Annotated in this window: 27 protein-coding genes; 8 read left to right on the top strand and 19 right to left on the bottom strand. The window is 59.0% G+C overall.

Annotated elements, in window-relative coordinates; all coding sequences use genetic code 11:
- Positions 1–7: 7 nt before the first annotated feature.
- Together AB7M29_RS29435 and AB7M29_RS29440 are read left to right on the top strand one after the other, a co-directional pair.
- A complete protein-coding gene (locus tag AB7M29_RS29435) occupies positions 8–601 on the top strand; it encodes a phosphoheptose isomerase (RefSeq protein ID WP_007904374.1) in 594 nt (197 codons plus the stop codon).
- Entirely contained in the window at positions 598–1176 is a 579-nt protein-coding gene (locus tag AB7M29_RS29440; protein WP_052966293.1) for a BON domain-containing protein, read from the top strand. The genes AB7M29_RS29435 and AB7M29_RS29440 overlap by 4 nt, the downstream gene beginning before the upstream one ends.
- Positions 1177–1326: 150 nt before the next feature.
- On the opposite strand, the gene AB7M29_RS29445 is transcribed toward AB7M29_RS29440, so the two are convergent.
- The 7 genes from AB7M29_RS29445 to rplM form a co-directional block, all read right to left on the bottom strand.
- Complete coding sequence (locus AB7M29_RS29445; RefSeq protein ID WP_018930121.1) at positions 1327–1740, bottom strand: ClpXP protease specificity-enhancing factor; 414 nt, start codon at positions 1738–1740, stop codon at positions 1327–1329.
- Between the two features lie 16 nt (positions 1741–1756).
- Positions 1757–2374: a glutathione S-transferase N-terminal domain-containing protein gene (locus tag AB7M29_RS29450; protein ID WP_007905304.1), complete on the bottom strand. Its 618-nt coding sequence runs from the start codon at positions 2372–2374 to the stop codon at positions 1757–1759.
- A gap of 150 nt (positions 2375–2524) precedes the next feature.
- Complete coding sequence (locus tag AB7M29_RS29455; protein ID WP_217854450.1) at positions 2525–3307, bottom strand: cytochrome c1; 783 nt, start codon at positions 3305–3307, stop codon at positions 2525–2527.
- Complete coding sequence (locus tag AB7M29_RS29460; RefSeq protein WP_038981622.1) at positions 3307–4518, bottom strand: cytochrome b; 1212 nt, start codon at positions 4516–4518, stop codon at positions 3307–3309. The genes AB7M29_RS29455 and AB7M29_RS29460 overlap by 1 nt, the downstream gene beginning before the upstream one ends.
- Positions 4518–5111: a ubiquinol-cytochrome c reductase iron-sulfur subunit gene (petA, locus tag AB7M29_RS29465; RefSeq protein WP_038981621.1), complete on the bottom strand. Its 594-nt coding sequence runs from the start codon at positions 5109–5111 to the stop codon at positions 4518–4520. Before petA ends, AB7M29_RS29460 begins: the two co-directional genes overlap by 1 nt.
- Positions 5112–5378: 267 nt before the next feature.
- Positions 5379–5771 (bottom strand): 30S ribosomal protein S9, encoded by a 393-nt coding sequence (gene rpsI, locus AB7M29_RS29470; protein WP_002555064.1) that lies wholly within the window; start codon positions 5769–5771, stop codon positions 5379–5381.
- Positions 5772–5785: 14 nt separating this feature from the next.
- The gene (gene rplM / locus AB7M29_RS29475) at positions 5786–6214 is read right to left on the bottom strand and encodes a 50S ribosomal protein L13 (protein ID WP_007905295.1); all 429 of its coding nucleotides are present in this window, start codon (positions 6212–6214) and stop codon (positions 5786–5788) included.
- Positions 6215–6459: 245 nt separating this feature from the next.
- Here rplM and AB7M29_RS29480 point away from each other — a divergent pair, with 245 nt between their 5' ends.
- Positions 6460–7500 (top strand): NADP(H)-dependent aldo-keto reductase, encoded by a 1041-nt coding sequence (locus AB7M29_RS29480; RefSeq protein ID WP_052966296.1) that lies wholly within the window; start codon positions 6460–6462, stop codon positions 7498–7500.
- A gap of 134 nt (positions 7501–7634) precedes the next feature.
- On the opposite strand, the gene AB7M29_RS29485 is transcribed toward AB7M29_RS29480, so the two are convergent.
- Entirely contained in the window at positions 7635–8771 is a 1137-nt protein-coding gene (locus tag AB7M29_RS29485) for an acyl-CoA dehydrogenase family protein (protein WP_038981619.1), read from the bottom strand.
- 244 nt (positions 8772–9015) lie between these two features.
- On the opposite strand from AB7M29_RS29485, the gene AB7M29_RS29490 reads away from it, so the two are divergent.
- Positions 9016–9912 (top strand): GlxA family transcriptional regulator, encoded by an 897-nt coding sequence (locus AB7M29_RS29490; protein ID WP_173667540.1) that lies wholly within the window; start codon positions 9016–9018, stop codon positions 9910–9912.
- A 179-nt stretch (positions 9913–10091) separates the two neighbouring features.
- On the opposite strand, the gene zapE is transcribed toward AB7M29_RS29490, so the two are convergent.
- The 3 genes from zapE to AB7M29_RS29505 all read right to left on the bottom strand — a co-directional run bounded on the left by zapE (position 10092) and on the right by AB7M29_RS29505 (position 13286).
- Positions 10092–11186 (bottom strand): cell division protein ZapE, encoded by a 1095-nt coding sequence (gene zapE, locus AB7M29_RS29495; protein WP_008004987.1) that lies wholly within the window; start codon positions 11184–11186, stop codon positions 10092–10094.
- 90 nt (positions 11187–11276) lie between these two features.
- Entirely contained in the window at positions 11277–12632 is a 1356-nt protein-coding gene (locus AB7M29_RS29500) for a tryptophan--tRNA ligase (RefSeq protein ID WP_048395379.1), read from the bottom strand.
- Positions 12633–12656: 24 nt separating this feature from the next.
- Positions 12657–13286, bottom strand: a complete 630-nt coding sequence (locus AB7M29_RS29505) for an alpha/beta hydrolase (RefSeq protein WP_048395377.1) — start codon at positions 13284–13286, stop codon at positions 12657–12659.
- 145 nt (positions 13287–13431) lie between these two features.
- Between AB7M29_RS29505 and AB7M29_RS29510 the strand changes: the two genes are divergently transcribed.
- Complete coding sequence (locus tag AB7M29_RS29510; RefSeq protein ID WP_217854458.1) at positions 13432–13866, top strand: YhcB family protein; 435 nt, start codon at positions 13432–13434, stop codon at positions 13864–13866.
- A 240-nt stretch (positions 13867–14106) separates the two neighbouring features.
- Here the strand turns inward: AB7M29_RS29510 and AB7M29_RS29515 are convergent, their stop codons facing one another.
- The 8 genes from AB7M29_RS29515 to ehuR all read right to left on the bottom strand — a co-directional run bounded on the left by AB7M29_RS29515 (position 14107) and on the right by ehuR (position 23632).
- Positions 14107–15492 (bottom strand): aminotransferase, encoded by a 1386-nt coding sequence (locus AB7M29_RS29515; RefSeq protein ID WP_454248573.1) that lies wholly within the window; start codon positions 15490–15492, stop codon positions 14107–14109.
- Between the two features lie 23 nt (positions 15493–15515).
- Positions 15516–16988, bottom strand: coding sequence for an NAD-dependent succinate-semialdehyde dehydrogenase (locus AB7M29_RS29520; RefSeq protein ID WP_454248574.1), 1473 nt, complete (start codon positions 16986–16988; stop codon positions 15516–15518).
- Positions 16989–17282: 294 nt separating this feature from the next.
- Positions 17283–17762, bottom strand: a complete 480-nt coding sequence (locus tag AB7M29_RS29525) for an Lrp/AsnC family transcriptional regulator (RefSeq protein ID WP_454248575.1) — start codon at positions 17760–17762, stop codon at positions 17283–17285.
- 129 nt (positions 17763–17891) lie between these two features.
- Positions 17892–18893: a N(2)-acetyl-L-2,4-diaminobutanoate deacetylase DoeB gene (gene doeB, locus AB7M29_RS29530; RefSeq protein ID WP_217854461.1), complete on the bottom strand. Its 1002-nt coding sequence runs from the start codon at positions 18891–18893 to the stop codon at positions 17892–17894.
- 3 nt (positions 18894–18896) lie between these two features.
- Positions 18897–20087: an ectoine hydrolase DoeA gene (gene doeA / locus AB7M29_RS29535; RefSeq protein WP_217854462.1), complete on the bottom strand. Its 1191-nt coding sequence runs from the start codon at positions 20085–20087 to the stop codon at positions 18897–18899.
- A gap of 42 nt (positions 20088–20129) precedes the next feature.
- On the bottom strand, positions 20130–21122 hold the full coding sequence (gene eutC / locus AB7M29_RS29540; protein ID WP_454248576.1) for an ectoine utilization protein EutC: 993 nt from the start codon (positions 21120–21122) through the stop codon (positions 20130–20132).
- Between the two features lie 36 nt (positions 21123–21158).
- Positions 21159–22130 (bottom strand): hydroxyectoine utilization dehydratase EutB, encoded by a 972-nt coding sequence (eutB, locus tag AB7M29_RS29545; protein ID WP_454248577.1) that lies wholly within the window; start codon positions 22128–22130, stop codon positions 21159–21161.
- Positions 22131–22237: 107 nt separating this feature from the next.
- Positions 22238–23632, bottom strand: coding sequence for a MocR-like ectoine utilization transcription factor EhuR (ehuR, locus tag AB7M29_RS29550; protein ID WP_052966312.1), 1395 nt, complete (start codon positions 23630–23632; stop codon positions 22238–22240).
- A gap of 282 nt (positions 23633–23914) precedes the next feature.
- On the opposite strand from ehuR, the gene ehuB reads away from it, so the two are divergent.
- The 3 genes from ehuB to ehuD all read left to right on the top strand — a co-directional run bounded on the left by ehuB (position 23915) and on the right by ehuD (position 26154).
- A complete protein-coding gene (ehuB, locus tag AB7M29_RS29555; protein WP_454248578.1) occupies positions 23915–24772 on the top strand; it encodes an ectoine/hydroxyectoine ABC transporter substrate-binding protein EhuB in 858 nt (285 codons plus the stop codon).
- A gap of 69 nt (positions 24773–24841) precedes the next feature.
- Positions 24842–25501, top strand: coding sequence for an ectoine/hydroxyectoine ABC transporter permease subunit EhuC (ehuC, locus tag AB7M29_RS29560; protein WP_052966314.1), 660 nt, complete (start codon positions 24842–24844; stop codon positions 25499–25501).
- Positions 25498–26154, top strand: a complete 657-nt coding sequence (gene ehuD, locus AB7M29_RS29565; protein ID WP_052966315.1) for an ectoine/hydroxyectoine ABC transporter permease subunit EhuD — start codon at positions 25498–25500, stop codon at positions 26152–26154. Before ehuC ends, ehuD begins: the two co-directional genes overlap by 4 nt.
- Positions 26155–26156: the final 2 nt, after the last annotated feature.

The following is a 26156-nucleotide window of genomic DNA, read 5'->3' on the forward strand; positions in this document are numbered from 1 at the left end:
CACACAGATGGACATGCAATCGCGAATTCGCCAGCTTTTTCAGGCCAGTATCGACACCAAGCAACAGGCGATGGACGTACTTGCACCGCACATCGAGCAAGCCAGCCAGGTCATGGTCAACGCCCTGCTCAACGAGGGCAAAATGCTGTCCTGCGGCAACGGCGGTTCCGCCGGTGACGCACAGCACTTCTCGTCCGAGCTGCTCAACCGCTTCGAGCGCGAGCGCCCGAGCCTGCCCGCCATCGCGCTGACCACCGACAGCTCGACGATCACCTCGATCGCCAACGATTACAGCTACAACGAAATCTTCTCCAAACAGATTCGTGCCCTCGGCCAGCCGGGTGATGTTTTGCTGGCGATTTCCACCAGCGGCAACTCGGCAAACATAATTCAAGCGATCCAGGCCGCACATGATCGCGAAATGATTGTCGTAGCATTGACCGGTCGTGATGGCGGCGGCATGGCGTCACTGCTTTTGCCTGAGGACGTCGAGATTCGCGTACCGGCCAACGTCACCGCACGTATTCAGGAAGTCCACCTGCTGGCGATCCATTGCCTTTGCGATTTGATCGACAGCCAACTGTTCGGGAGTGAAGAATGACCCCTAATCGCCTAGGCCTTCTGGCCTTGACCCTGTGTCTTGGCATCAGCGGCTGCACCTCGGTGGTTAACGCCAGCCGTGAAGCGCCGATCGATGATGACCGCGGCACCCGCACCTTCGGTAGCAAGATCGACGACTCCCTGATCGAAACCAAGGCCGGTGTAAACATCGCCAAGGCCGATCCAGACCTGGACAACAATTCGCACATCGTCGTCACCAGCTTCAACGGCGTGGTGTTGCTCGCCGGGCAAACCCCTCGCGCCGACCTCAAGGCCAAGGCCGAACAGGTTGCCTCGGCCGTTCAGCGGGTAAAGAAGGTGCACAACGAGCTGCAAGTACTGGCGCCCTCCTCGCTGCTGGCGCGCCAGAACGACACCTGGCTAACCACCAAGATCAAGACCCAGATGCTCACCGACGCCTCCATCCCGGGGTCGCGCATCAAGGTTGTTACCGAAAACGGCATCGTCTATTTGCTAGGTCTTCTGACCAAGCAGGAAGCAGCCCAGGCGACCAACCTGGTACAAGGCGTTTCCGGCGTGCAGAAGATCGTGAAGTTGTTTGAGTACATCGACTGATACTTGCTTACCGGCGATGGCGTCCTCGAGATCGCCACCGTTCTGTAGGAGCACAGCTTGCTGGCGATGGCGCCCTTGAGATCGCCTTCGCCGGCAAGCCTGGCTCCTACAGAAGTAATAAAAAAGGCGATCCTTTCGGATCGCCTTTTTTTATTTCACCACCTTCAAACTCGGTCGACCGCTGGGACGCGGCGGCTCGCTGTCGGGTGGCGGAACATCATCATCCGGCTCGATATCTTCCTCGTCTTCCAGAGGCGATTCCATATCGAACACCATGCCCTGACCGTTCTCCCGAGCGTAAATGCCCAGGATCGATGCGATAGGCACGTACAGGGTGTGCGGCACGCCACCGAAGCGCCCCTCGAAACTGACTGCCTCGTTGTCCATGTGCAGATGACGCACGGCTGCCGGGGAAACGTTCAGGACAATCTGTCCGTCACTGGCAAAACCCTGAGGCACCTGCACCGATGGATACTCGGAATTAACCAGCATGTGCGGGGTGCAATCGTTGTCCACAATCCACTCGTAGAGCGCGCGGACCAGATAAGGTCGACTGGAGTTCATAGCGGCTCCTTAAGCCTTAGCGCATATCGCGTTCGACACCAGACAGACTCGCCTGGAAAGCCTCACGCGCAAACGAGCGCTCCATATAATCAAGCAGCGGCTTGGCAGGCCGCGGCAGTTCAATACCCAGAATCGGCAATCGCCAGAGTATTGGTAATAGGCAGCAATCCACCAGACTTTGTTCCTCACTGAGGAAAAACGGCTTGTCGGCAAACAACGGCGACACGCCTGTCAGGCTTTCGCGCAGCTCTTTACGAGCCACGACACGGGCTGCTTCCTTGGTCCGCGAATCCAGAATCAAATCCACCAGACCACACCAGTCACGTTGAATGCGATGAATCAGCAGACGACTGTTGGCACGTGCCACAGGATAAACCGGCAGCAATGGCGGGTGCGGGTAACGCTCATCCAGATATTCCATCACCACGGTCGACTCCCACAACGCCAGGTCACGATCGACCAGGGTGGGTAGACTTCCGTAAGGGTTCACTTCAATCAGTTTAGGCGGCTGGCGACCAGCTTCCACGTAAATGATCTCGGCGCTGACACCCTTCTCTGCAAGTACGATGCGCACTCGGTGGGAATAGTGGTCGGCGGGGTCGGAGTAACAGGCCAACCGATTGGTCACGCCCATGGCGGTCCTCCTCGCTTGTTGAAATTATCGGAAACGGAAAAACACGCGCGCCCAGAGGGCGCCTCCCGTAACGCCTGGATCACCAGACTCGTTACACCTTCAGAGACGCCCCTGGGCGCGCGCGATTAACAGCAATGGCTTACAGCTTTATCAATGGACGTCTTTCCAGTATTCACGCTTGAGCAAGTAAGCGAATACGAAGAAGAACGCCAGGTACAGCAACACATAGGTACCGATGCGCTGATGCTGCAGCTTCACCGGGTTGGCCGAGTAGGCCAGGAAGGTCACCAGGTTCTTGACCTTCTCGTCGAACTGCTCTTCGTTCAGCGTGCCGGTTTTCGGCAATACAGTCAGTTGATCGCAGGCTTCATGGGTCAAAGCGGTGCCGGTCAGCGGATCGTATTGCTTCTTGCCGTCTTCGACGATTTGAACTTGCTTACAGCCTACCACTTGACGACCCTGTAGGCCGACCAGAACGTTAGGCATGCCGACGTTCGGGAACACCTTGTTGTTCACGCCCCAAGGACGCGACGGGTCTTCATAGAACGAACGCAGGTAGCCGTAGAGCCAGTCTGTGCCACGAACACGAGCCACCAACGTCAGGTCGGGCGGCGCCGCACCGAACCATGTCTTGGCGTCAGCCGGCTGCATGCCGATGTTCATGTGGTCACCGATCTTGGCGCCGGTGAACACCAGCTTCTCAAGCATCAGCTCGTGAGGAATCCCTAGGTCATCGGCAACACGCTCGTAGCGCTGGAACTTGGCGCTGTGGCAGCCCATGCAATAGTTGGCGAACGTACGTGCGCCGTCCTGCATGGCAGCCTTGTCAGAAACGTCGATATCGACCTTTTCCAGCTCCGGGCCACTCGATGTCGATGCGAAAGACAGTACAGGCATCGCCGCAAGAATCAGTACAGCAAATAGCTTTTTCATCAGCCAGTCACCCTTTCCGGAACCGGTTTGGTCTTCTCGAGCCTGGTGTAGAACGGCATCAGAATGAAGTAGGCGAAGTACAGGAAGGTACATACCTGCGACAGCAACGTACGGCCTGGCGTTGGCGCCAGAACACCCAACACACCCAGGATCACGAACGAGATGCAGAACACCCAGAGCCAGATCTTGCTCAGCCAGCCTTTGTAGCGCATCGACTTGACCGGGCTGCGATCCAGCCATGGCAGGACGAACAGCACAGCGATGGCAGCGCCCATGGCGATTACGCCCAGGAGCTTGTCCGGAACCGCCCGCAGAATCGCGTAGAACGGTGTGAAGTACCAGACCGGAGCGATGTGCTCAGGGGTCTTGAAGGCGTTCGCCACTTCAAAGTTCGGCTTCTCGAGGAAGTAGCCGCCCATTTCCGGGAAGAAGAATACGATCGAGCAGAAGATGAACAGGAACACCACCACGCCGACGATATCTTTCACGGTGTAGTACGGGTGGAAGGCAATGCCGTCCAGCGGTACGCCGTTTTCGTCTTTGTGCTTCTTGATGTCGACGCCATCCGGGTTGTTCGAACCGACTTCGTGCAGCGCCAGAATGTGCACCACCACCAGACCGAGGATCACGATCGGCAGCGCAACCACATGCAAGGCGAAGAAGCGGTTCAGGGTAATACCGGAAATCAGGTAGTCACCACGAATCCACTGGGTCAGGTCGTTACCGATGACTGGGATCGCACCGAACAGCGAGATGATCACCTGGGCGCCCCAGTAGGACATCTGGCCCCACGGCAGCAGATAACCCATGAAGGCCTCAGCCATCAACGCCAGGTAGATCAGCATGCCGAACACCCACACCAGCTCACGCGGCTTCTGGTACGAACCGTAAAGCAGGCCACGGAACATATGCAGGTAAACGACGATGAAGAACATCGAAGCACCGACTGCGTGCAACATGCGCAGGATCGAGCCGTGCTCGACGTCGCGCATGATGTACTCGACGGAAGCAAACGCTTCTTCCGCCGACGGGGTGTAGCTCATGGTCAGCCAGACACCGGTAACGATCTGGTTGACCAGAACGAGCAGCGCCAGGGAGCCAAAGAAATAGAAGAAATTGAAGTTCTTCGGGGCGTAGTACTTGCTGAGATGGTCTTCCCACATTTTGGTCGCGGGGAAGCGCGCATCAACCCAATCCATGAACTTGCTCATCACGCTTTCTCCGTATCGACGCCAATGACAATGACGTCATCGGTCTCATAGGAATGCGGGGGAACTGGCAGGTTCAAAGGCGCAGGTTGCGACTTGTAGACGCGGCCAGCCAAATCGTAATGGGAACCGTGGCAAGGGCAGAAATAACCACCTACCCAATCCTTGCCCAGGTCGGCAGGCGCCACTTCCGGGCGGAAGGTCGGAGAGCAACCCAGGTGAGTGCAGATACCGATCAGCAGCAGAACTTCTGGCTTGATCGAACGCGTCTCCGGGTCGACATAGGTCGGTTGCGTAGAGTTCTTGGAGGTCGGGTCAGACAGCTGGCCCTCGATCTTTTTCAGATTCCCCAGGATTTCCTCCGTACGGCGGACAATGAACACCGGCTGGCCGCGCCACTCAGCAATCATTTGCTGACCTGGCTCGATTTTGCTGACATTCACTTTCACCGGTGCACCTGCAGCTTTCGCCTTGGCACTGGGAAACCATGACCCCACGAACGGGACCGCAGCCCCCACCGCTCCTGCAGCACCCACCACGGATGTGGCTGCTACCAAGAAGCGACGCCGGCCTGCATTCACGCCGTCATTGCTCATTCAGTCCTCTCCCATCAGCTTTGTGGCCTGTTAAATCAGGCGTCTACTAAGTAAAAATCTGAACTTATAAAAATTTTGCCGAATGGTAATGAAAAGCCCCAATTCTGACAAGGTAATTACCGAGGGGCTCCACTGCCAAGCCTTGCAGTATAGGGCTTCTGCGGATGTGGCAAGTTGTCACAGCGCAATTCACTGATAAATCGCGCCCATAAAAAAACGCCCAGCTTCGCGAGGAAACTGGGCGTTCTTTTTGAACGCGAAAGCGAATTAACGCTTCGAGTACTGCGGACGCTTACGCGCTTTACGCAGACCAACTTTCTTACGTTCAACTTCACGAGCATCGCGAGTAACGAAGCCAGCTTTGCGCAGAGCGCCACGCAGGGTTTCGTCGTACTGCATCAGTGCGCGAGTGATACCGTGGCGGATTGCGCCAGCTTGACCACTTACACCACCGCCGATCACGGTGACGTAGATGTCGAACTTCTCGACAGTCTCAGTCAATTCCAGCGGCTGACGAACTACCATGCGGGCAGTTTCGCGGCCGAAGAAATTATCCAGCGAACGGTTGTTGATGGAGATGTTACCAGTACCCGGACGCAGGAAAACGCGTGCGGTTGCGGTCTTGCGACGGCCAGTGCCGTAATTTTGAGTCGCCGACATAATGAACTATTCCGTTAAAACTTCAGTTCTTGGGGCTGCTGAGCAGTATGAGGGTGTACAGCGCCCGCATAGACTTTCAGCTTACGATACATGTCGCGACCCAGCGGGTTCTTAGGCAGCATGCCTTTGACCGCGGTCTCGATCACGCGCTCAGGGGCTTTAGCGATCAGCTTTTCGAAGTTGATCGACTTGATGCCGCCCGGGAAACCGGAGTGGGAGTAGTAGATTTTGTCGGTGGTTTTAGCACCGGTTACACGAATCTGCTCGGCATTGATAACGACGATGTAATCGCCGGTGTCAACGTGAGGAGTGTACTCAGCTTTATGCTTGCCACGCAGACGGCTCGCGATTTCGGTGGCCAGACGACCCAGGGTCTGACCTGCAGCGTCGACGACAAACCAGTCGCGCTGTACTGTTTCCGGTTTAGCAGTAAAAGTTTTCATTCTTTATAGCCTCAGGGGCCGCCCTGTAAATTAGACGGCGGATCTTACTGAATAGTGCGTACTTTGACAAGTCAAAGGCAGCCGGATACAGACGCTTTCGGGGGCTCGGGTCGGCGCGTCCGTTCAACGGCAAGATTCTTCGGCGGCGGCGCATCACTTCCACTGCAGAAAGAGGTGCGCAATTATGCAGATTGCGAAAAATATTTCAACCTGCTTTTATGATTGTTTTGCCCAAGGAGCACCCGATGGACTATCGCCAGCTAGGCCGTACCGATCTGAACGTGAGTGCAATCTGCCTCGGCACCATGACCTGGGGTGAGCAAAACAGCGAGGCTGAAGCCTTCGCCCAGATCGAACGGGCCAAGAGCGCCGGGATCAATTTCATCGACACCGCCGAAATGTACCCGGTGCCGCCCAAGGCCGAAACCTACGCCACCACCGAGCGCTACATCGGCAATTACTTTAAAAGTCGTGGCGATCGCGCCGACTGGATCCTGGCGAGCAAGATCGCCGGCCCCGGCAACACCATCGACTACATCCGCGACAAAAACCTCAAGCACAACCGCGAGCACATCGTCCAGGCCGTGGATGCGAGCCTCAAACGCTTGCAGACCGACTACATCGACCTCTATCAGTTGCACTGGCCAGAACGCAGCACCAATTTCTTCGGGCAACTGGGCTACAAGCACACGAGCGAAGTCAACCTCACGCCATTGGAAGACACCCTCGAAGCACTGGACGAACAGGTCAAGGCCGGCAAGATCCGCCACATCGGCCTGTCCAACGAAACCCCGTGGGGCACCATGCGTTTCCTCGCCCTCGCCGAAGCCCGTGGCTGGCCGCGCGCCGTATCGATCCAGAACCCCTACAACCTGCTCAATCGCAGCTTCGAAGTCGGCCTGGCGGAAATCGCCATCCGTGAACAGTGTGGTTTGCTCGCCTACTCGCCGCTGGCGTTTGGCTTCCTGTCGGGCAAATACGAAGGTGGCGCGCGTCCGCCCAAAGGTCGCTTGAGCCTCTACAGCCGCTTCAGCCGCTATTTCAATCCTCAATCGGAAGCGGCGTGCAGCCGATATGTGGCACTGGCTCGTGAACACGGCCTGGATCCGGCGCAGATGGCACTGGCATTCGTCACCCAGCAACCGTTCGTCACCAGCAACATCATTGGCGCCACCACGCTTGAGCAACTGGACAGCAACATTGCCAGCTTCGAGCTGAAACTTTCCGACGAAGTGTTGGCTGGGATCGAGGCGATTCACCAGGATCATCCGAATCCTGCTCCTTGATTGATAGGTGAAAAGCCTTCGCGAGCAAGCCCGCTCCCACAGTTGATCAGTGTTGATACACATATTTGTGATCGACACAGACCTCATGTGGGAGCGGGCTTGCTCGCGAAGGCGATCTCGAACTCACCACGCCATCAAAGCGACCGCGCAATAATCTCCTTCATGATCTCATTGGTCCCGGCATAGATCCGCTGCACCCGCGCATCCGCCCACGCCCGGGCGATCGGGTATTCCCACATGAACCCGTAACCGCCATGCAACTGCACGCATTCATCGAGCACCTTGCATTGCAGGTCGGTGCCCCAGTACTTGGCCATTGCCGCGGTCGGCACGTCGAGTTTGCCTTGCAGATGCAGTTCCAGGCAGCGATCGACGAAAACCCTGCCGATCTGGATTTCGGTCGCCATTTCAGCGAGTTTGAAGCGAGTGTTCTGGAAGTCGGCGATGGCCTTGCCGAACGCCTTGCGCTCACGGGTGTAATCCAGCGTCCATTGCAACGCTGCTTCGGCTGACGCCAAGCCACCTACCGCGACCGTCAGACGCTCCTGCGGCAGTTCCTGCATCAGGTAAGCGAAACCCATCCCGGCCTGGCCCAGCAGATTTTCCTTGGGCACCCGAACGTCCTGGAAGAACAGCTCCGAGGTGTCCTGAGCCTTCATGCCGACCTTTTCCAGACGCTTGCCCTTGGCGAAGCCCGGCGTATTGGCCTCCACCAGAAACAGACTGGTGCCCTTCGCCCCCGCCTTCGGATCGGTCTTGGCCACGACGATCACCAGGTCCGCCAGAAAGCCATTGGTGATGAAGGTCTTCGAACCGTTGATCACGTATTCGTCGCCATCCAGCACAGCAGTGGTTTTTACCCCTTGCAGGTCGGAACCGGCACCCGGCTCGGTCATGGCAATCGCGGTGACCATCTCGCCAGACACCAGTTTGGGCAGGTATTTGTGTTTCAGCGCTTCACTGCCGTAATGCAGGATGTAAGGCGCGACAATGTCCGAATGAAGTGAAAAACCGATGCCGGTCAGACCCAGGCGGCCGACCTCTTCGATCACCACCGCACTGTAGAGAAAGTCCGCCCCCAGCCCGCCGTATTCTTCCGGCAAATGCGAACAGAGCATTCCCGCCTCCCCCGCCTTGTTCCAGAGTTTGCGGTCGATATAGCCTTGTTTTTCCCATTGCCCATGGAACGGCACGGCCTCTTTTTCGAGGAACGTTCGCACGCTGTCGCGAAAAAGTTCGTGCTCGGAGCTGAACAAGGTTCTGGGGATCATGCGGCACCTGTGGTTATTGTTAGCCGGAATTGACCTTTAGAGACTAAGCCTCGCTTCCGATACAGGACACTGGACACATCCGACAAAAAATAAGACGATCCAGCCGTCTGGTGACCACTTTCCCCTATAAGAATAAAGTTGAATTATGTCTAACCAAGTCTCCACGCCCTTACGGCGCGTCAGCATCCTGGCTATCGACCGGGTTTTCGCTTCCACCCTCATGCAAGCCAAGGATTTCTTCCATCTGGCCAGCCTGCGCTATGGCAAACAACTGGGCCACGGCCTGACACCGGCGTTTGAAACCCGGCTGGTCAGCCCCGACGGCAAACCGGTGAATAGCTTCAGCGACGTGATCATGCCGGTAGACGGCGGCCTGGAAAATGCCGACGTCATCATCCTTCCCGCCTTCTGGGACGATTTCGACACGCTCTGCAAACGTTATCCACAGGTCCTGCCGTGGTTGCGTCAGCAGCATGCACGCGGTGCCGTGTTGTGTGGCGAGGCCACCGGTGTGTTCTGGCTGGCCGAGGCCGGGCTGCTCGATGGCAAGGAAGCAACGACCTACTGGCGTTTCTTCAATGCGTTTGCCGAGCGCTTCCCGCAGGTGCAGCTCAATCAGGACAAACACCTGACCGACGCCGACAACCTGTATTGCGCCGGCGGCACCACCTCGGCCTGCGATCTCTACATTTACCTGATCGAGCGTTTTTGCGGCGCCAACGTGGCTCAGGCTGTGGCCCGTGACATTCTTTACGAAGTGCAGCGCAGCTATGCGCCGGGGCGGATCGGTTTCGGCGGGCAGAAGCTGCACCAGGACGTGATCATTCTGCAGATCCAGCATTGGCTCGAAGAACACTTCGCCGACAAGTTCCGCTTCGAAGACGTGGCCCGCGAACACGGCATGAGCATCCGCAACTTCATGCGGCGCTTCCAGACCGCTACCGGCGACAAACCGCTGCATTACCTGCAGCGACTGCGCATCGAAACCGCCAAGGGCTTGTTGTCCGGCAGCCGCAAGAGCATCAAGACCATCAGCTATGAAGTTGGTTACGACGATGCGAGCTTCTTCGCGCGGCTGTTCCGCCAGCACACGGAGTTGTCGCCGAACCAGTATCGGCAGCAGTTTCAGCAAGCGGCGTAGCCCTAGAGAACAACACAAATCAACTGTGGGAGCGGGCTTGCTCGCGAAAGCGGTCTGACATTCAAACTTGATGTCGACTGACACACCGCTTTCGCGAGCAAGCCCGCACCCACATGGGTTCTTCGGCGCGCACAAAAAAGGGCCTGCATATGCAGGCCCTTTTTATTGTCAGAAAATTCCTACGGCTTATGCGCCCGAGACAGGAATTCGTGTGACTGCATTTCCAGCAAACGACTAAGCGTGCGCTGGAACTCGAAGTTCAGGCGACCGCCGGTGTAGAGGTCTTTGAGCTCGACTTCGGCGGAAATGATCAGCTTCACGTTACGGTCGTAGAACTCGTCGACCATGTTGATAAAGCGGCGGGCGATGTCGTCGGTGGTGACGCTCATCTGCTCGACATTGCTGAGCAATACGGCGTGGAAGATTTTACCCAGTTCGATGTAATCGTTCTGGCTGCGTGGGCCGTCGCAGAGTTCGCGGAAGTCGAACCAGGCCACGTCATCGCAAGTGCGCACGGCACGGATTTCACGGTTCTCGATCACCAGCACGTCGTTCTCGATGGCTGCCGTGCATTCCGGCGTCAAGGCCCGGAAGCTCTTGCGCAGGCTTTCCTGGGCAGCATCATCCAGCGGAAAGTGGAACAGCTCCGCTTGCTCGAGGTGGCGCAGACGGTAATCGACGCCGCTGTCGACGTTGACGATCTCGGTGTTCTGCTTGATCAGCGCAATGGCCGGCAGGAAACGCGCACGCTGCAAGCCGTCCTTGTACAGGCCGTCCGGCACGATGTTCGACGTCGCGACCAGGGTCACGCCGTTCTTGAACAACTCTTCCATCAACGTGCCAAGGATCATCGCGTCGGTGATGTCGGAGACGAAGAACTCATCGAAACAAATCACTCGCGACTCGTCGGAGAAACGCTTGGCGATGATGGTCAGCGGGTTTTTCTCGCCGCCGAGGGTCTTCATCTCTTCATGCACGCGCTTCATGAAGCGGTGGAAGTGAGTGCGAGTCTTTTCCTTGAACGGCAGCGCTTCGAAGAAGGTATCGACCAGGTAAGTCTTGCCGCGACCAACGCCGCCCCAGAAGTACAGGCCCTTGACCGGCACCTGGTCTTTCTTGCCAAACAGTTTGCCGAGCAGGCCCGGCTTGTTCTGCGAGGCCGCGACCAGATCGTCGTACAGACGCTGCAAATGACGCACCGCCGTTTCCTGGGCAGCATCGTGGAAGAATTCCGGGCGTTTCAGATCAGCTTGATATCGTTCTAGGGGCGTCATAATTCGTTAGCAAGGCAACAAAAACGGGCCGTCACTGTAGCGACGGCCCGTGGGAATGGCAATCGGCCCTTGGTCGGACCGAGCCGTTGATTATTCCTGAACCGGTGTCAGGGCAACGCGCAAAGCACCGATGGCAGCATCGCGAGCAGCGCTGTCGGCGAAGGCCGGACTGTCGGCAACGCACTCGCCTTCCAGCCAGACGCTGAAGCTCAGGTCTTCACTGCGCACGTCCAAGGCTTGACCGGATTGCAGTTGCTTGGTCACTTGGCCTGCGGTTTTACCGTCGGCGAAGTTGCGCGACAGCAGCAGTTGTTCGCCATCGGCCGCCAGCAGACGGAAGCGAAAACTGCCGTCGTCTTCACGGAAGCTGACGAAGCGCGCGGCTTTCGCAGCCTTCTTCTTGGTGGTCGCTGCGACTTGGGTCTGAGCGACGAAAGAACGCAGGCCAACCGCCTCACGCAGTTCGTGGAGGAACGGCGTCGCCACCGAACGGGCCTTTTTGGCGCCGATCTGCAGCATGTCTTCCAGATCCGCCGGGCGTTCGATCAGCTGGTGATAACGCTCGCGGGATTCGCCCAATTCGCTGTCGAGCAGTTGGAACAGACGATTCTTCGCCTCGCCCCAACTTAGGCCCTGAAGCAATTCGCTGCGGAATTCGTCGGATTGTGCCGGCGTAGCGAAGGCCTGGAACAAGGTGAACAGGTGCGAATTGTCCGGATCCTTGGCTTCGCCCGGGGCACGGGAGTCGGTGACGATCCGCGAAATCGCGTCTTTCATCTCTTTGGCGCTGCTGAACAACGGAATGGTGTTGTCGTAGCTCTTCGACATCTTGCGACCGTCGAGCCCTGGCAAGGTGGCGACGCTCTCCTCGATCAGCGCTTCGGGCATGGTGAAGAACTCTTTGCCCTGGCCGAACAAGTGGTTGAAGCGCTGACCAATATCCCGCGCCATTTCCACGTGCTGGATCTGGTCACGACCGACCGGCACCTTGTGGGCGTTGAACATCAGAATGTCCGCAGCCATCAACACCGGGTAGCTGTACAGGCCCATGGTGATGCCGGCATCCGGGTCTTCGCCATTTTCGACGTTCTTGTCCACCGAGGCCTTGTAGGCGTGAGCGCGGTTGAGCAGGCCCTTGGCGGCCACGCAGGTCAGCAGCCAGGTCAGTTCAGGGATTTCCGGGATGTCGGACTGGCGATAGAACGTCACGCGGTCCACGTCCAAGCCACCGGCCAGCCAGGTCGCGGCGATTTCCAGACGCGAGCGCTGGATGCGCAGCGGGTCATCGCATTTGATCAGGGCGTGGTAGTCGGCCAGGAAGTAGAACGAATCGGCATTGCTGTCACGGCTGGCGATGATCGCCGGGCGGATAGCGCCGGCGTAGTTGCCCAGGTGCGGCGTTCCGGTGGTGGTGATGCCGGTGAGGATACGGGTACGAGTCGTCATGGGTAATCGCTTGTCAGACTGCAATCAATTCGAAAGACGCGGCAGGATCAGATCCTTGAGATCGGTCAGCTTGCCATGAAAAAAGTGTCCGCATTCTGCCACTTTCAGCAGCTCATGGGGGCGATCGAGTGCGTCGGACCAATCGTAAACGAGCTGTGGATCGATGACTTCGTCGGTTTCCGGCTGAATCAGGGTCAATGTACCTTGTTGCGGCAGTTGATCCTGATCGCCCAAACGCATGACGGCGGGCGCGACCATGAACAAATGCTTGAGTTGTTCGCCCTTAGCTTCCAGGCGTCCGCCGAGACTTGCTGCAACAAATCCGCCGAAGGAGAAACCGAACAGGGTCAGGGGCACGTCAGGATGTCTGGCTCTCAGCCACTCGGCCGCCGCCTGGGCATCGTCGACTTCGCCAGTGCCCATGTCGTGCGTGCCTTCACTGGCGCCGACGCCACGGTAGTTGAAACGCAAAGTAATCAAACCGGCGTCGCGCGCGGTGCGCTGCAAGGTCGAGACGACTTTGTTGAGCATGGTGCCGCCCTGCACCGGGTTCGGGTGGCAGATCAGCGCAATGCCGCGCGGCTGCTCGTTATCCAGGTACAAACTTTCCAGTTGACCGACCGGGCCATCAATCACTACAGGGGTTTCGCGCATAAGCAAGGAAGGAACTCCGTGACCTCGAATCGGGTCGACTCGTCTAGCCAATTGTCTGTGCCAATTCTATTGCGAGTGAATCGCGGTATACAGCGCAGGTTCGAGCCGTTAACGTAAAGCAAAGCCGTTTATAGAGGAAGGACTCGTGGAACACTCGCTCTTAGTTTGGTTGTTGCCGACTCTTGCCCTGGTTGTGGGTGTCGCCATTGGATTCCTGATCGCTCGCCTGGTGCCGAATGCCGCGCCTAACCGCACGCAACGTCAGCTGGATGATATTCAGGAACGTTTTGACAATTATCAGAACGAAGTGGTCACCCACTTCAACAGCACTGCAACACTGGTCAAGAAACTGACTCAGAGCTATCAGGAAGTGCAAGATCACCTCGCCGAGGGCGCCAACCGTCTGGCCCTGGACGAGCAGACTCGCCAACGCTTGCTGGCTGCCCTGCACGCCGACGCGGCGCAGGCTCCACGGGAACGTCTGACGCCACCGCGCGATCAGGAACCGCCTCGCGACTACGCCCCCAAAGCCCCGAACGCGCCGGGCATGCTCGATGAGCATTACGGCCTGAAGAAGTAATCAGGTTTCGCGCGACATGAAAAAGCCCTCGGATGAGTGATCGTTCGAGGGCTTTTTTGTTTCTGATCCGATATCTCTGGTGCCTGTCAGGACCTCTTCGCGGGCAAGCCCGCTCCCACAGTGTTCTTCGTCGATCACAAAATAGCGGTCAAACACAAATCCTGTGGGAGCGGGCTTGCCCGCGATGAGGCCTGAACAGGCGACGCAGAAAGCCCATCTGATCTCAACAGGTCCAGGGATTTAGCCCAACACCTCACTGGCCACCTGATCAATCGCACCCTTGGTGATATCAACAATCAGGTCGGCCTCTTCCTCGGTCAGGATCAATGGCGGGGCGAAGCCGAGAATGTCGCCATGGGGCATCGCCCGGGCAATCATGCCGCGCTCGAGACAAGCCGCCGACACTTTCGGGCCGACCTTCAACGCCGCATCGAACGGCGTGCGCTGCTCACGATCGGCCATGAACTCGACGGCAGCGAGCATGCCGTCGCCCCGCACTTCACCCACCAACGGGTGACCTTCCAGGGTTTCGCGCAAACGGCGATTGAGGTAGCTGCCGACCTTCTCGGCGTTGGCCGTCAGGTTTTCCCGCTCGAGAATATCAAGGTTAGCCAAAGCAGCCGCGGCACAGATCGGATGCCCGGAATACGTCCAGCCATGGCCCATTGCACCTTGGGATTCGGAGGCTTTTTCGATCACGTCCCAAACCTTTTCGCCGACGATCACCGCCGACAGTGGCGCATAGGCGCTGGTCAGGCCTTTGGCCGTGGTGATCAGGTCCGGGCGCATGCCGTAACGCTGACTGCCCATCTTCGAACCCAGGCGACCGAAGGCGCAGACCACTTCATCGGCGATCAGCAATACATCGTATTTATTCAGCACCGCTTGAATCGCTGCCCAATAACCGGCTGGCGGCACGATGATGCCGCCGGTGCCCATCAACGGCTCGCCGATGAACGCGGCCACGGTGTCCGGGCCTTCGGCCAGGATCATTTTTTCCAGCTCATTCGCGCAGTAGCGCACGAACGCGGCTTCATCCATTCCGGCGGGAGCCTTGCGATACCAGTGCGGGCAAACGGTGTGTTTGACGCCATCGGCCGGCAAATCGAAATGCTGATGGAAGGTCGGCAGGCCAGTCAGGCTGCCGGTCATGATGCCCGAGCCGTGATAACCGCGATCACGGGAGATGATTTTCTTCTTCTGCGGGCGGCCCAGCACATTGTTGTAGTAACGCACCAGTTTGACCTGGGTTTCGTTGGCGTCGGAACCGGACAGGCCGTAGTAAACCTTTTTCATCCCTTGCGGCGCCCAATCCATGATGCGACTGGACAGCTCGATGATCGCCTCGGTCGAGTGGCCGACGTAGGTGTGGTAGTAGGCCAGTTCCTTGGCCTGTTTGTAGATTGCGTCGGCGACTTCGGTGCGACCGTAGCCGATGTTCACGCAATACAGCCCGGCGAAGGCGTCGATGAATTCCCGGCCTTCATGGTCGCGAATACGGATGCCCGACGCGCTCTTGATGATGCGCCCCTTGAGCGCCCCGCTGGCGTGGTCATGGGCGTGGGTCGAGGGGTGCATGAAGTGCGCGCGGTCTTGTTCGAACAGCGTATCGAGTTCTTGGTTCATGGCATGTCTCCTGAGAACTGGCCTTAGAACTGGCCTTGATGGTGCAGGCAAAAGTATTTGGTTTCGACAAAGGCTTCGAAGCCCTCGGTGCCGCCTTCACGGCCCAGCCCCGAGGCTTTCATGCCACCGAACGGGATCGGGTGGCCGGTGAACTTGACGCCGTTGACCGCGATCATCGCGTGGTCGAGCCGGCGAATCAGGGGGTAGATCAGGTCCAGACGGTTGGAACAAATGTAGGCTGCCAGACCGTATTCGGTGTCGTTGGCCATTTCGATGGCCTGCTCAAGGGTGTCGAAAGGCATCACCCCGGCAATCGGCGCGAAGTTCTCTTCGCGGTAGATACGCATCTGCGGCGTGACATCGGCCAGCACCGTCGGTTGGTAAAACAACCCGCCAAGGGCATGGGCCTCGCCGCCGACCAGCCGTTGCGCACCGCGTTGCAGCGCGTCTTCAACACGCTCGGCGGTGACATCGAACGCGGCTTGATGCATCAGCGGGCCGATGTCAACACTTTGCTCTTGATTGCCCACCAGCGCCGGGGCAACCCGCAGTTCGCGCACCGCAGCGGTGAAGCGATTGAGAAACGCCGGGTAGATCGAGCGCTGCACCATGATCCGATTGGCCGCGCAGCAATCCTGGCCGGAGGTCTGGAACTTGGCCTCCACCGCGACTTTCACCGCCAGTTCCAGATCGGCATCGGCGCAGACAATGAACGGCGCGTTGCCACCCAGTTCCAGCGAGACCTTCTTCACATCCTGAGCGGCCGCTTGCAGGACCAACTTACCGACGCGGGTCGAGCCGGTGAAACTGACCGAACGCACACGGTTGTCCTGCACCAGGGTTTCCATGGTCATTTGCGGCTCGCCCAGCACCACGTTGAAGACGCCAGCCGGGAAGCCTGCCTCCTCCGCCAGTTGCGCCAGGGCCAATGCCGAAAACGGCGTTTCATGGGCCGGTTTGATCACTACGGTACAGCCTGCGGCCAATGCGGCGGCCGCTTTGCGAGTGATCATCGCTGACGGAAAATTCCACGGGGTCAGCAACGCACAGACGCCGACCGGTTCCTTGACCGTGCCCAGATGCGCGCCGGGAATATGACTGGGGATGTTCTGCCCATACAGGCGTCGCGCTTCTTCGGCGAACCACGGAATGAAGCTGGCGGCGTAGGCGATTTCGCCTCGGGACTCAGCCAGCGGTTTGCCTTGCTCCTGACTGAGGATGCGCGCCAGGTCTTCCTGGTGCTCAAGCATCAAGGCCGCCCAACGCCGCAGAATCGCCCCACGGGCATCGATACTTTGTTCGCGCCAGCCTGCAAAGGCACGATGCGCCGCATCAACCGCGGTGACGATCTGAGGCTGATCGAGCATCGGCACATGGCCGATCAACGCCTGATCGGCCGGGTTATGCACGGCGACGCTGTGGCCGCTGTCGCTGTGGACCCAATGCCCGTCGACGTAGCAAAGTGCTTTGAACAACAGCGGATGTTTGTATGTCATGGCGTTCACTCCAAACCGTGTGTGTGGAGTCATGCTAGGGCAGATTGGTGTGGGTGATTTGGGGTTTGGCGGGGGCTTGGCAGGTGGTTTTTTCTGATTGAACGACGATAAACAAAGATTTTTGCGGTGTGGGATTTGCCTCGATATCGGTCAAGAAAGCGCAGTTCAAAAACCAACGCAGATCCAATGTGGGAGCGGGCTTGCTCGCGAAGAGGCAGTGTCAGTCAACATTGATGTTGCCTGATACACCGCTTTCGCGAGCAAGCCCGCTCCCACATTGGATCTGTGGTGTTTTCAGGGTTCCTGCGCAAGCTCGGCAGGCAACGCCCCCGCCGTCTTGATGGTTTTGGTCACGATGTAGGTGAAGTAGCGTTCGATGCCCAAGTCATCCAGCAACAGCTGATCAATAAAGCGCTGGTAGTGGTCGATGTCCGGCGCCTGGATCATTGCCATGTAATCGACACCACCTCCGGTGGCGTAACAGAACGCCACTTCGACGGCCTCATTCATGCGTTGCTCGAAACGCCGCATGTCCTGGGCGGTGTGTCGGGCCAGGGTGATTTCCACCAGCACCTGCTGACTTTTGAACACTGCGTTCCAATCGATCTGCGCCCGGTAACCCTTGATCAATCCCAGCGCCTCCAGCTTGCGAACCCGCTCCCACGCTGGGGTCACCGAGAGATTGATCGCCTCGGCCAGGCTCGATTTGGTGATCCGCCCGTCTTCAGCGAGGATCCGCAGGATTTTCAGGTCGTAGCGATCGAGTTTGTGCATGGGCCGAGGATCTCCTGTGCGATTAGGAACCTGTGGGAGCGGGCTTGCCCGCGATTGCGGTATGTCAGTCACATCAATGTTGGATGTGCCGCCGACATCGCGGGCAAGCCCGCTCCCACAGGGATTGTGTTATGCCAAAACATCCGCGATGACTGCCACGGTATCGCCGCATTGCACCAAACCGGGAAAATGCCGCGCTGCCAACAGGCCGCTGCGGGCGGCGCGATATTCCACCGGGGCGACGCCGCTGCGGGTGGCGTCGTAAATGCGGGCGATGACTTCGCCTTTGTTCACGTTGTCGCCCAGATCGCGGCACATTTCCAGCAAGCCATTGTGTTCGCTGGCGATGAAACAATCGGCGTCAGGCATGTCGAGCATGATCGACTCCGCGGCCTGAACCTCGCCTACAAGAATCCCGGCATGCACCAACAAATTGCGCACCCCGCGCTCGGCAATCGCCACGCTGCGTGCGCTGGACGTGCCGCCGCCACCCAATTCGGTGGTGACGAATACTTTGCCCTGACGCTCGGCGGCGGTGTCGTACATCGCCCCGGCATCCAGCTCCAGCATGCGCATGCTGTACGGCGCATTGAACGCGCGCATGCCCGCCTCGCATTGCGCCTGCTGATCTTTATCGGGCAGCACGTGGCACGCCGCGAACGGCAGGAAATCCAGGGTGCGACCGCCGGAATGAATATCCAGCACGATATCGGCCAGCGGCAACAAGGTCCGGTTGAAATAGTCGGCGATTTTCTCGGTCACCGTACCGTCCGGCTTGCCCGGGAAGCTGCGGTTGAGGTTGCCCTTGTCGATGGGTGACGTGCGCCGCCCGGCATGGAACGCCGGGGTGTTCATGAACGGGATGATAATCACCCGCCCCCTTACCTCGACGGCCGTCAGCCCCTGCGCCAGTTTGCTCAGCGCTACCGGGCCTTCGTATTCGTCACCGTGGTTGCCACCGGTGAGCAGCGCGGTCGGACCCTGACCGCGCTGAATCACTGTGACCGGAATCATCACCGCCCCCCAAGCCGAGTCGTCCCGCGAATACGGCAATTTGAGAAACCCGTGCTGCACGCCTTCGCGGGCGAAATCCACCGTGGCGCTGATGGGGTTGTCAGGCAATTCGCTCATGGCTCAATCCTTCACGAACAGTTGGCGTGGCACGTCGCACAGCGTCTCGACGCCCGTGTCGGTGATCAGAATGCTTTCGGTGATTTCCAGCCCCCAATCGTCCATCCACAGGCCCGGCATGAAGTGGAAAGTCATGCCCGGCTGCAACACACTGGTGTCGCCGGGACGCAGGCTCATGGTGCGCTCGCCCCAGTCTGGGGGATAACTGATCCCGATCGGATAGCCGCAGCGACTGTCCTTGTGGATGCCGAACTTCTCCAGCACTTTGAAAAATGCTACGGCGATGTCACCGGTGGTGTTGCCCGGTTTGGCCGCTTCAAGCCCCGCGGCGATGCCTTCGACCACGGCTTTTTCACCATCGAGAAAATGCTGCGGCGGTTTGCCCAGGTAGATCGTGCGCGACAACGGGCAGTGATAGCGCTTGTAGCAACCGGCGATTTCGAAGAACGTGCCGGCGCCCTTTTCAAACGGTGAATCGTCCCAGGTCAGGTGCGGCGCGCTGGCATCCGCCCCCGTGGGCAACAGCGGCACGATGGCCGGGTAATCGCCGCCATGACCGTCGGCCCCGAGGATGCCGCTGCTGTAGATCTCGGCCACCAGTTCGTTTTTGCGCATGCCCGGTTCGATGCGTTCGAGGATCCGCCCGTGCATGTTTTCGACGATGCGCGCGGCGATGCGCATGTAGGCAATTTCCTGTGGCGACTTGATCGCCCGCTGCCAGTTCACCAGCCCGACCGCATCGATCAGATTGGCCTTCGGCAGATTCTTTTTCAGCGACAAATACGCGGCGGCGCTGAAGTAATAGTTGTCCATTTCCACACCGATGGTCAGCGCGTCCCAGCCGCGAGCATTGATGACTTCTCGCGACAAGTAATCCATGGGATGGCGTTCCCGGGACTGCACATAAATGTCCGGGTAACCGACGATGTTTTCGTGCTGCATGAACACCGTGCGCTTGGCGCCGTTGGCATCTTGCCCGCGACCAAACCAGACCGGCTCACCGTCGAGCGCCAGCAGCACGCATTGATGAACATAAAACGACCAACCGTCATAGCCAGTCAGCCAAGCCATGTTCGACGGATCGGTGACCAGCAACAGCTCGATGCCCTGTGCCTGCATGGCCGCTCGAACCTTAGCCAGACGCTGGGCGTATTCCTCCCGTTCGAACGGAAGATTGACGACTATCTGAGACATACACATGCCCTCTGATAAATGACGCACGGATGAAAAAACGGATTAGCTGCCGAACTGGAAACCCTTGCCCGCCGAGCGCGCGCGCTCGAATGCCAGATTGGCCATGGCCGTGTCCTGGGCGCCGGTGCCGGTGAGGTCGCACAAAGTGATCTGCGCCTCGCTGGTACGACCGGGGCGCTGGCCGGCCAGCACCTGACCGAGTTCCGCCAGCGCCGATTCGTCAGCGATGACGCCGGCTGCCAAGGCGTGATGCAACTCGCCAAGGATGCGGGTCTGGCTCAAGCGATCCGCCACGTAGCGGTCGACCTTGACCAGGGCCTTCGGGGAAATTTCGTTTTTGTGTTCGGCGTCTGAGCCCATGGCTGTGATGTGCAGGCCGGGATGCAGATGGCGCGCTTCGATTAAAGGCTCGCGGCTCGGTGTGCAGGTGACTGCGATGTCGACATCGGCCATGGCCTCTTCGATACTCGCGCACGTCGTGACCTGCAGACCGCTGTCGCGCGCCAGCTCGGCGCTGAAGGCTGCGGCCTTGGCGCTGTCACGTGCCCAGACCCGCACGGATTCAATCGGCCGCACCAGACGCAATGCCTGAAGCTGCAACGCGGCCTGCTCGCCGGCACCGATCAACGCCACACTACGACTGTCGGCCCGCGACAGGGCGCGAGCAGCAACCGCGCCCGCCGCCGCCGTGCGCACGGCGGTCAGGTAACCGTTATCCAGCAACAAGGCATCCAGCAAACCGGTGCGGGCCGACAACAGCATCATCATGCCGTTGAGGCTCGGCAGCCCCAGTTTCGGGTTGTCGAAAAAACCCGGGCTGACTTTGATCGCAAAGCGTTCCAGACCCGGCAGGTACGCAGTCTTCACGTCCACTTCGCCGTTGTGCTCGGGGATGTCCAGTCGCAGGATCGGCGGCATCGCCACCGCCGCCGTGGCCAGCAGCACAAAGGCCTGTTCGATGGCGTCGATGCTCGGCAGATCCAGCGCGACACAGGCATGCAGATCCGCTTCGCTCAATAAGGTAATGGCAGTCATCAGCGCAGCACTCCAGTCAGTCGTTATTGTTGGGGTTCAGGCATCAGCGCCAGCGAGTACACGCAGATGCTGATCGATGTCGACGTTGCGACCGCTGACCACCACCACGATCGGCCCGCGCGGTTCGATCAGGCCATCGAGCAACGCGGCAATCCCGACCGCCGCCGCGCCTTCCAGCACCAGACGCTCTTCGCGATAGGCATGGCGGATGGCATTGGCGATGGAGGCTTCACTGAGCAGATGCAGGTGATCACAGAGGTCGCGGGTCATGCTGAAGGTGTAACGGTTGTCCAGCCCGATGCCGCCGCCGAGCGAATCAGCCAGGGTCGGCAGCTCTTCGACTTCCAGCGGATGCCCGACCGCGAGGCTGGCGTGCATCGCCGCGCCACGCTGCATGCTGATGCCATGGGTGACGATGCTTGAGCTGGCGCTTTTGATCGCCAGCGCCACGCCGGCAAACAGACCGCCGCCAGATAGCGGCACGAGAATTTGCGCCACGTCCGGTTGCTGTTCGAGGATTTCCAGCCCGAGGGTGCCTTGGCCGGCGATGATGGCCGGGTGATCGAATGGCGGCAGCAATGTCGCGCCGTGCTCGCGGGCGATTCGTTCGGCTTCGCGTTGGGCGTCGTCCTGAGACTGGCCGACGATGCGTACCTCTGCGCCGAGTTCGCGAATGGCTTGAACCTTGTTCATCGGCACCAGATGCGACAAACAAATCGTCGCCTTCACCCCTTGCCGAGACGCGGCATACGCCAGTGCGCGACCGTGATTACCGGTCGACGCCGCTACCACGCCACGCGCTTTTTCTTCGACGCTGAGCTGCGCCACGGCATTGCTCGCGCCGCGCAGTTTGAAGCTGCCGGTGATTTGCTGGGATTCGAGTTTGAGGTACACCGCCACGCCCAATCGCTGCGAAAGGCTCGGCGAATACTCCATGGGGGTACGCCGCACCAGCGATTCGATTCGCTGGCGAGCGAGGTAAATATCGTTTAGCTGCAGCGCTGACATGACCGCATCCCGATTGAGGTGTTGGGCGCAGTCTAAGAGGGCTGGATTGTCGCGATGAATGTACTAGGGCAATTTAGCCGACAAACTTTTTGCGGATTTTTTCCCGCTCAAAAGTCATGGATTTGCGGGTACTGGCCGAAGATTTCGCGCATGCCGATCAGCGCATCGCGCATTTCGTCGTCGCTGCATTCGGCGCCGACACACACCCGCACCGCCCGTGGCCGAGGCGTGCCGCGCACGGTGAACGGGTCGGGTGAAGTGACCGCAATGTGCTTGTGACGCAACGCCCGCACCAGGCTGTCGAGCTCCCAATGGGCTGGAATGCCGACCCAGGCATTCAATGCGTGGGGATGCTGGCCCAGCAGGTATTCATCCAGGTATTCAGTGACCATCGCCTGGCGCCCGGCCAACAATTTGCGTTGCAAGCTCACCAGCGTGTCAGCGCGACCATCGCGAATCCAGCGCGCTGCAATTTCCGAAACCATGGGCGTGGCCATCCAGCTATTCACGCGCAAAATGCTTTCGGTACGCAAGGCCAGCCGCTTGGGTACTACCAGATAGCCAATACGCAAACCGGTCAGCACCGACTTGGTCATGCTGGTGCAATAGAACGACAGCTCCGGCAGGTAATGGCTGATCGGCGGTGCGCGACGCTCATCCAGCAGCGGCCCATAAACATCGTCTTCAATAATATGCACACCAAAGCGCCGGGCGATGTCGGCGATCTCGCGACGGCGGCTGTCCGGCATCAGGCTGGTGGTGGGGTTGTTCAGGTTCGGCGTGCACACCAGCGCGGTGATGCGCTCGTTGCTGCACATGTCTTCAAAGTGTTCCGGGTCGATACCATAACGGTCCATCTCCAGGCCCTTGAGGGTAAACCCCAATACCTGGGAATTGCCGATCACGCCGTGGTCGGTCACGCCTTCGCAAAGCACCACATCATCAGGACCGGCCAGCGACGCTAAGGCGAGGAAGATGCCGTGGGCTGCGCCGTTGGTGATCAAGATGTCATCGCGTTCGACCCGCAGGCCCTGTCGACCGATCCAGTGCATGGCGGCTTCGCGGTGCGATTCAAAACCGGCGATCGGACGAAAGGCATGAATCCACGGCTGATCCTCTTCAGTGCTGAGCTCACGACAGGTATCGCGCCAGAACTGGTCATGCTCGCGGGTGTGCAGGATCCGCGTGATGGAAAAATCTACCAGCGCCCGTTCGGGGCTGTCGAGAATGTAACTCGCGACCCGATCACTCATGCGCCGTGAGACAAAGCTGCCGCGCCCGACTTCGCAACGCACCAGCCCCTGACGCTCCAGCTCTTTATAGGCGTTGGTGACCGTCTGCACGCTGATGCCCATGGCATCGGCGACATGCCGTTGGGGTGGCAGGCGTTGATCGTTGGCCAGTACGCCTTGCTCGATATCATCGGCAATCGCCTGCACCAGAATCTTGTATTTGGACTCACCGCTACGGGCGATTTCCAATGCTGCTTTCCACTTCTCCATCGCCGCTCAAACCCGCGCAGGTGCCAGTGCGGACAGCATCCCGCGAGAATCCGCGCAAAGCAATTGTCCTAGTGCAATGCAATGATGCTCAGGGCTTTTGTATGCTCGGTTCAAGGTCGATACCCGGGCAATGTTTCAAGCCCCCACAACAAAACCAATCGACCTGTACCGGAACTGTGTCCCTGTTCTTGGGATCAGCCCTTGTACGCTTTGCTCTTGTCACACTGCCTCCTATCACAGAGCCGTCAACGACGGGTCCACAAGAAACAGGAGATTTTATCGATGAGCAATTTCCCCTCCAGCACCACTCATGCTTTGCGTCGCCTGTTCGTGGCTTGCGCGATGTTCGGCCTGGCCGCCAGCGCCCACGCCGCCACCACGCTGGAAACCGTCAAACAGAACAGCAGTATCCGCATCGGTTACGCCAACGAAACCCCGTTCGCGTTTACCGAAACCGACGGCAAGGTCACCGGTGAATCACCGGAAATCGCCAAAGCCATCTTCGCCAAAATGGGCATTACCAAGGTCGATGGCGTATTGACCGAGTGGGGTTCGTTGATTCCGGGCCTGCGCGCCGGGCGTTTCGATGTGATTGCCGCCGGCATGTACATCACCCCGGCTCGCTGCAAACAGGTGCTGTTCACCGATCCGCAGTATCAACTGCCGGACGCGCTGCTCACGGCCAAGGGCAACCCGAAGAACCTGCACAGCTATGAAGACATCGCCAAAAACCCCGATGTGAAACTGGCGATCATGTCCGGCACAGTGAACCTGGCGTATGCGCGGGATTCCGGGGTCAAGGATGCGCAAATTCTTCAGGTGCCGGACACCACCGCGCAGTTGCAAGCCGTACGCGCCGGTCGCGCCGATGCCGCAGTGGGCACCCAGCTGACCATGAAAGGCCTGGCGGCCAAGGGGGGCGAAAAAGTCGAAGCAGTCACCGAGTTCAAGGACGACCCGTCGCACATCGGTTACGGCGCCCTCGCCTTCCGTCCGGAAGACAAAGACCTGCGTGATGCGGTCAACGCCGAACTGAAGAAGTGGCTGGGTTCCGAAGAGCACCTGAAGGCTGTCGCACCTTTCGGCTTCGACAAATCCAACGTGACAAGCAAAACGGCTGCAGAGCTCTGCGCTCAATAGCCGAAACAGGCATGGCGCTCTGGCGCGATGCCTATTTCCCTGCTTAATCCGGATGGCCAGGTTTAAACCATGGGTGAATTACTTCCGCTATTGATACAAGGCGCCTGGGTCACGCTCCAGGTGACGATCTTCGGTTCGCTGCTGGCGATTGTCGCGGCGGTTCTCGCGGCGCTGGGGCGCATGTCGCCATGGCGGCCGTTGCGCTGGTTTTCCATTGCCTACATTGAAGTGTTCCGGGGCACGTCGTTGCTGGTGCAATTGTTCTGGCTGTTTTTCGTGCTGCCGCTGCCGCCGTTCAATCTTGAACTGAGTCCCTACAGCGTGGCCATCGTCGGCCTCGGATTGCACATCGGCGCTTACGGCGCGGAGGTGATGCGCGGTGCGATCAGCTCGGTCGCCAAGGGGCAATACGAAGCGTCCACGGCGCTGAATTTCAGCAAGTACAAACGCTTTCGGCGAATCATCTTGCCCCAGGCGTTGCTGGCGGCGATCCCGCCGGGCACTAACCTGCTGATCGAATTGCTGAAAAACACCTCACTGGTGTCGCTGATCACCTTGTCCGACCTGAGCTTCCGGGCTCGTCAACTGGATCAGGCGACCTTCCAGACCCTGGAAATTTTCAGCCTGGCGCTGGTGATGTATTTCGTCCTCGCGCAAGCGATCAACATCGGCATGCGCCGCATCGAGCGCCATCTGGCTCGCGGGCGGATGCGCGGAGGTCTGTCATGACCCTGTTCGACTGGACCTATGCCTGGCAAATCCTCCCCGATTTGCTGCGCGCCTCGCTCAATACCGTCGGGATTACCCTGATCGGCTTTTTGATCGCGATTGTGCTGGGATTGTTTCTGGCCATCGGCCGACGCAGCCGCAGCATCTGGCTGTCGTGGCCGGCCACCGCGGTGATCGAGTTCATTCGCAGTACACCGTTGCTGATCCAGGTGTACTTCCTCTACTACGTGCTGCCCAACTACGGCGTCAGCATGACCGCCATGCAAGTGGGGATCCTGGGCATCGGCCTGCATTACGCCTGCTACATCGCCGAGGTTTATCGCAGCGGCCTCGACGCCGTGCCGCGAGCGCAATGGGAGGCGGTCACCGCGCTGAACATCGCTCCGTACAGCGCCTACCGCAATATCATTCTGCCCCAGGCCCTGCGGCCGATCCTGCCGCCATTGGGCAACTACCTGGTGGCGATGCTCAAGGACACGCCTGTGCTGTCGGCGATTACCGTGGTGGAAATCATGCAACAGGCCAAGAACATTGGCTCCGAGAACTTCCGCTATCTGGAACCGATCACCATGGTCGGCCTGTTTTTCCTCGCCCTGAGCATCGCTTTGGCTTATCTGGTACGGCGCCTTGAAGTGCGCCTGGAGCTACGCTAATG

It is taken from the genome of Pseudomonas sp. F-14 TE3623, from assembly GCF_053629015.1.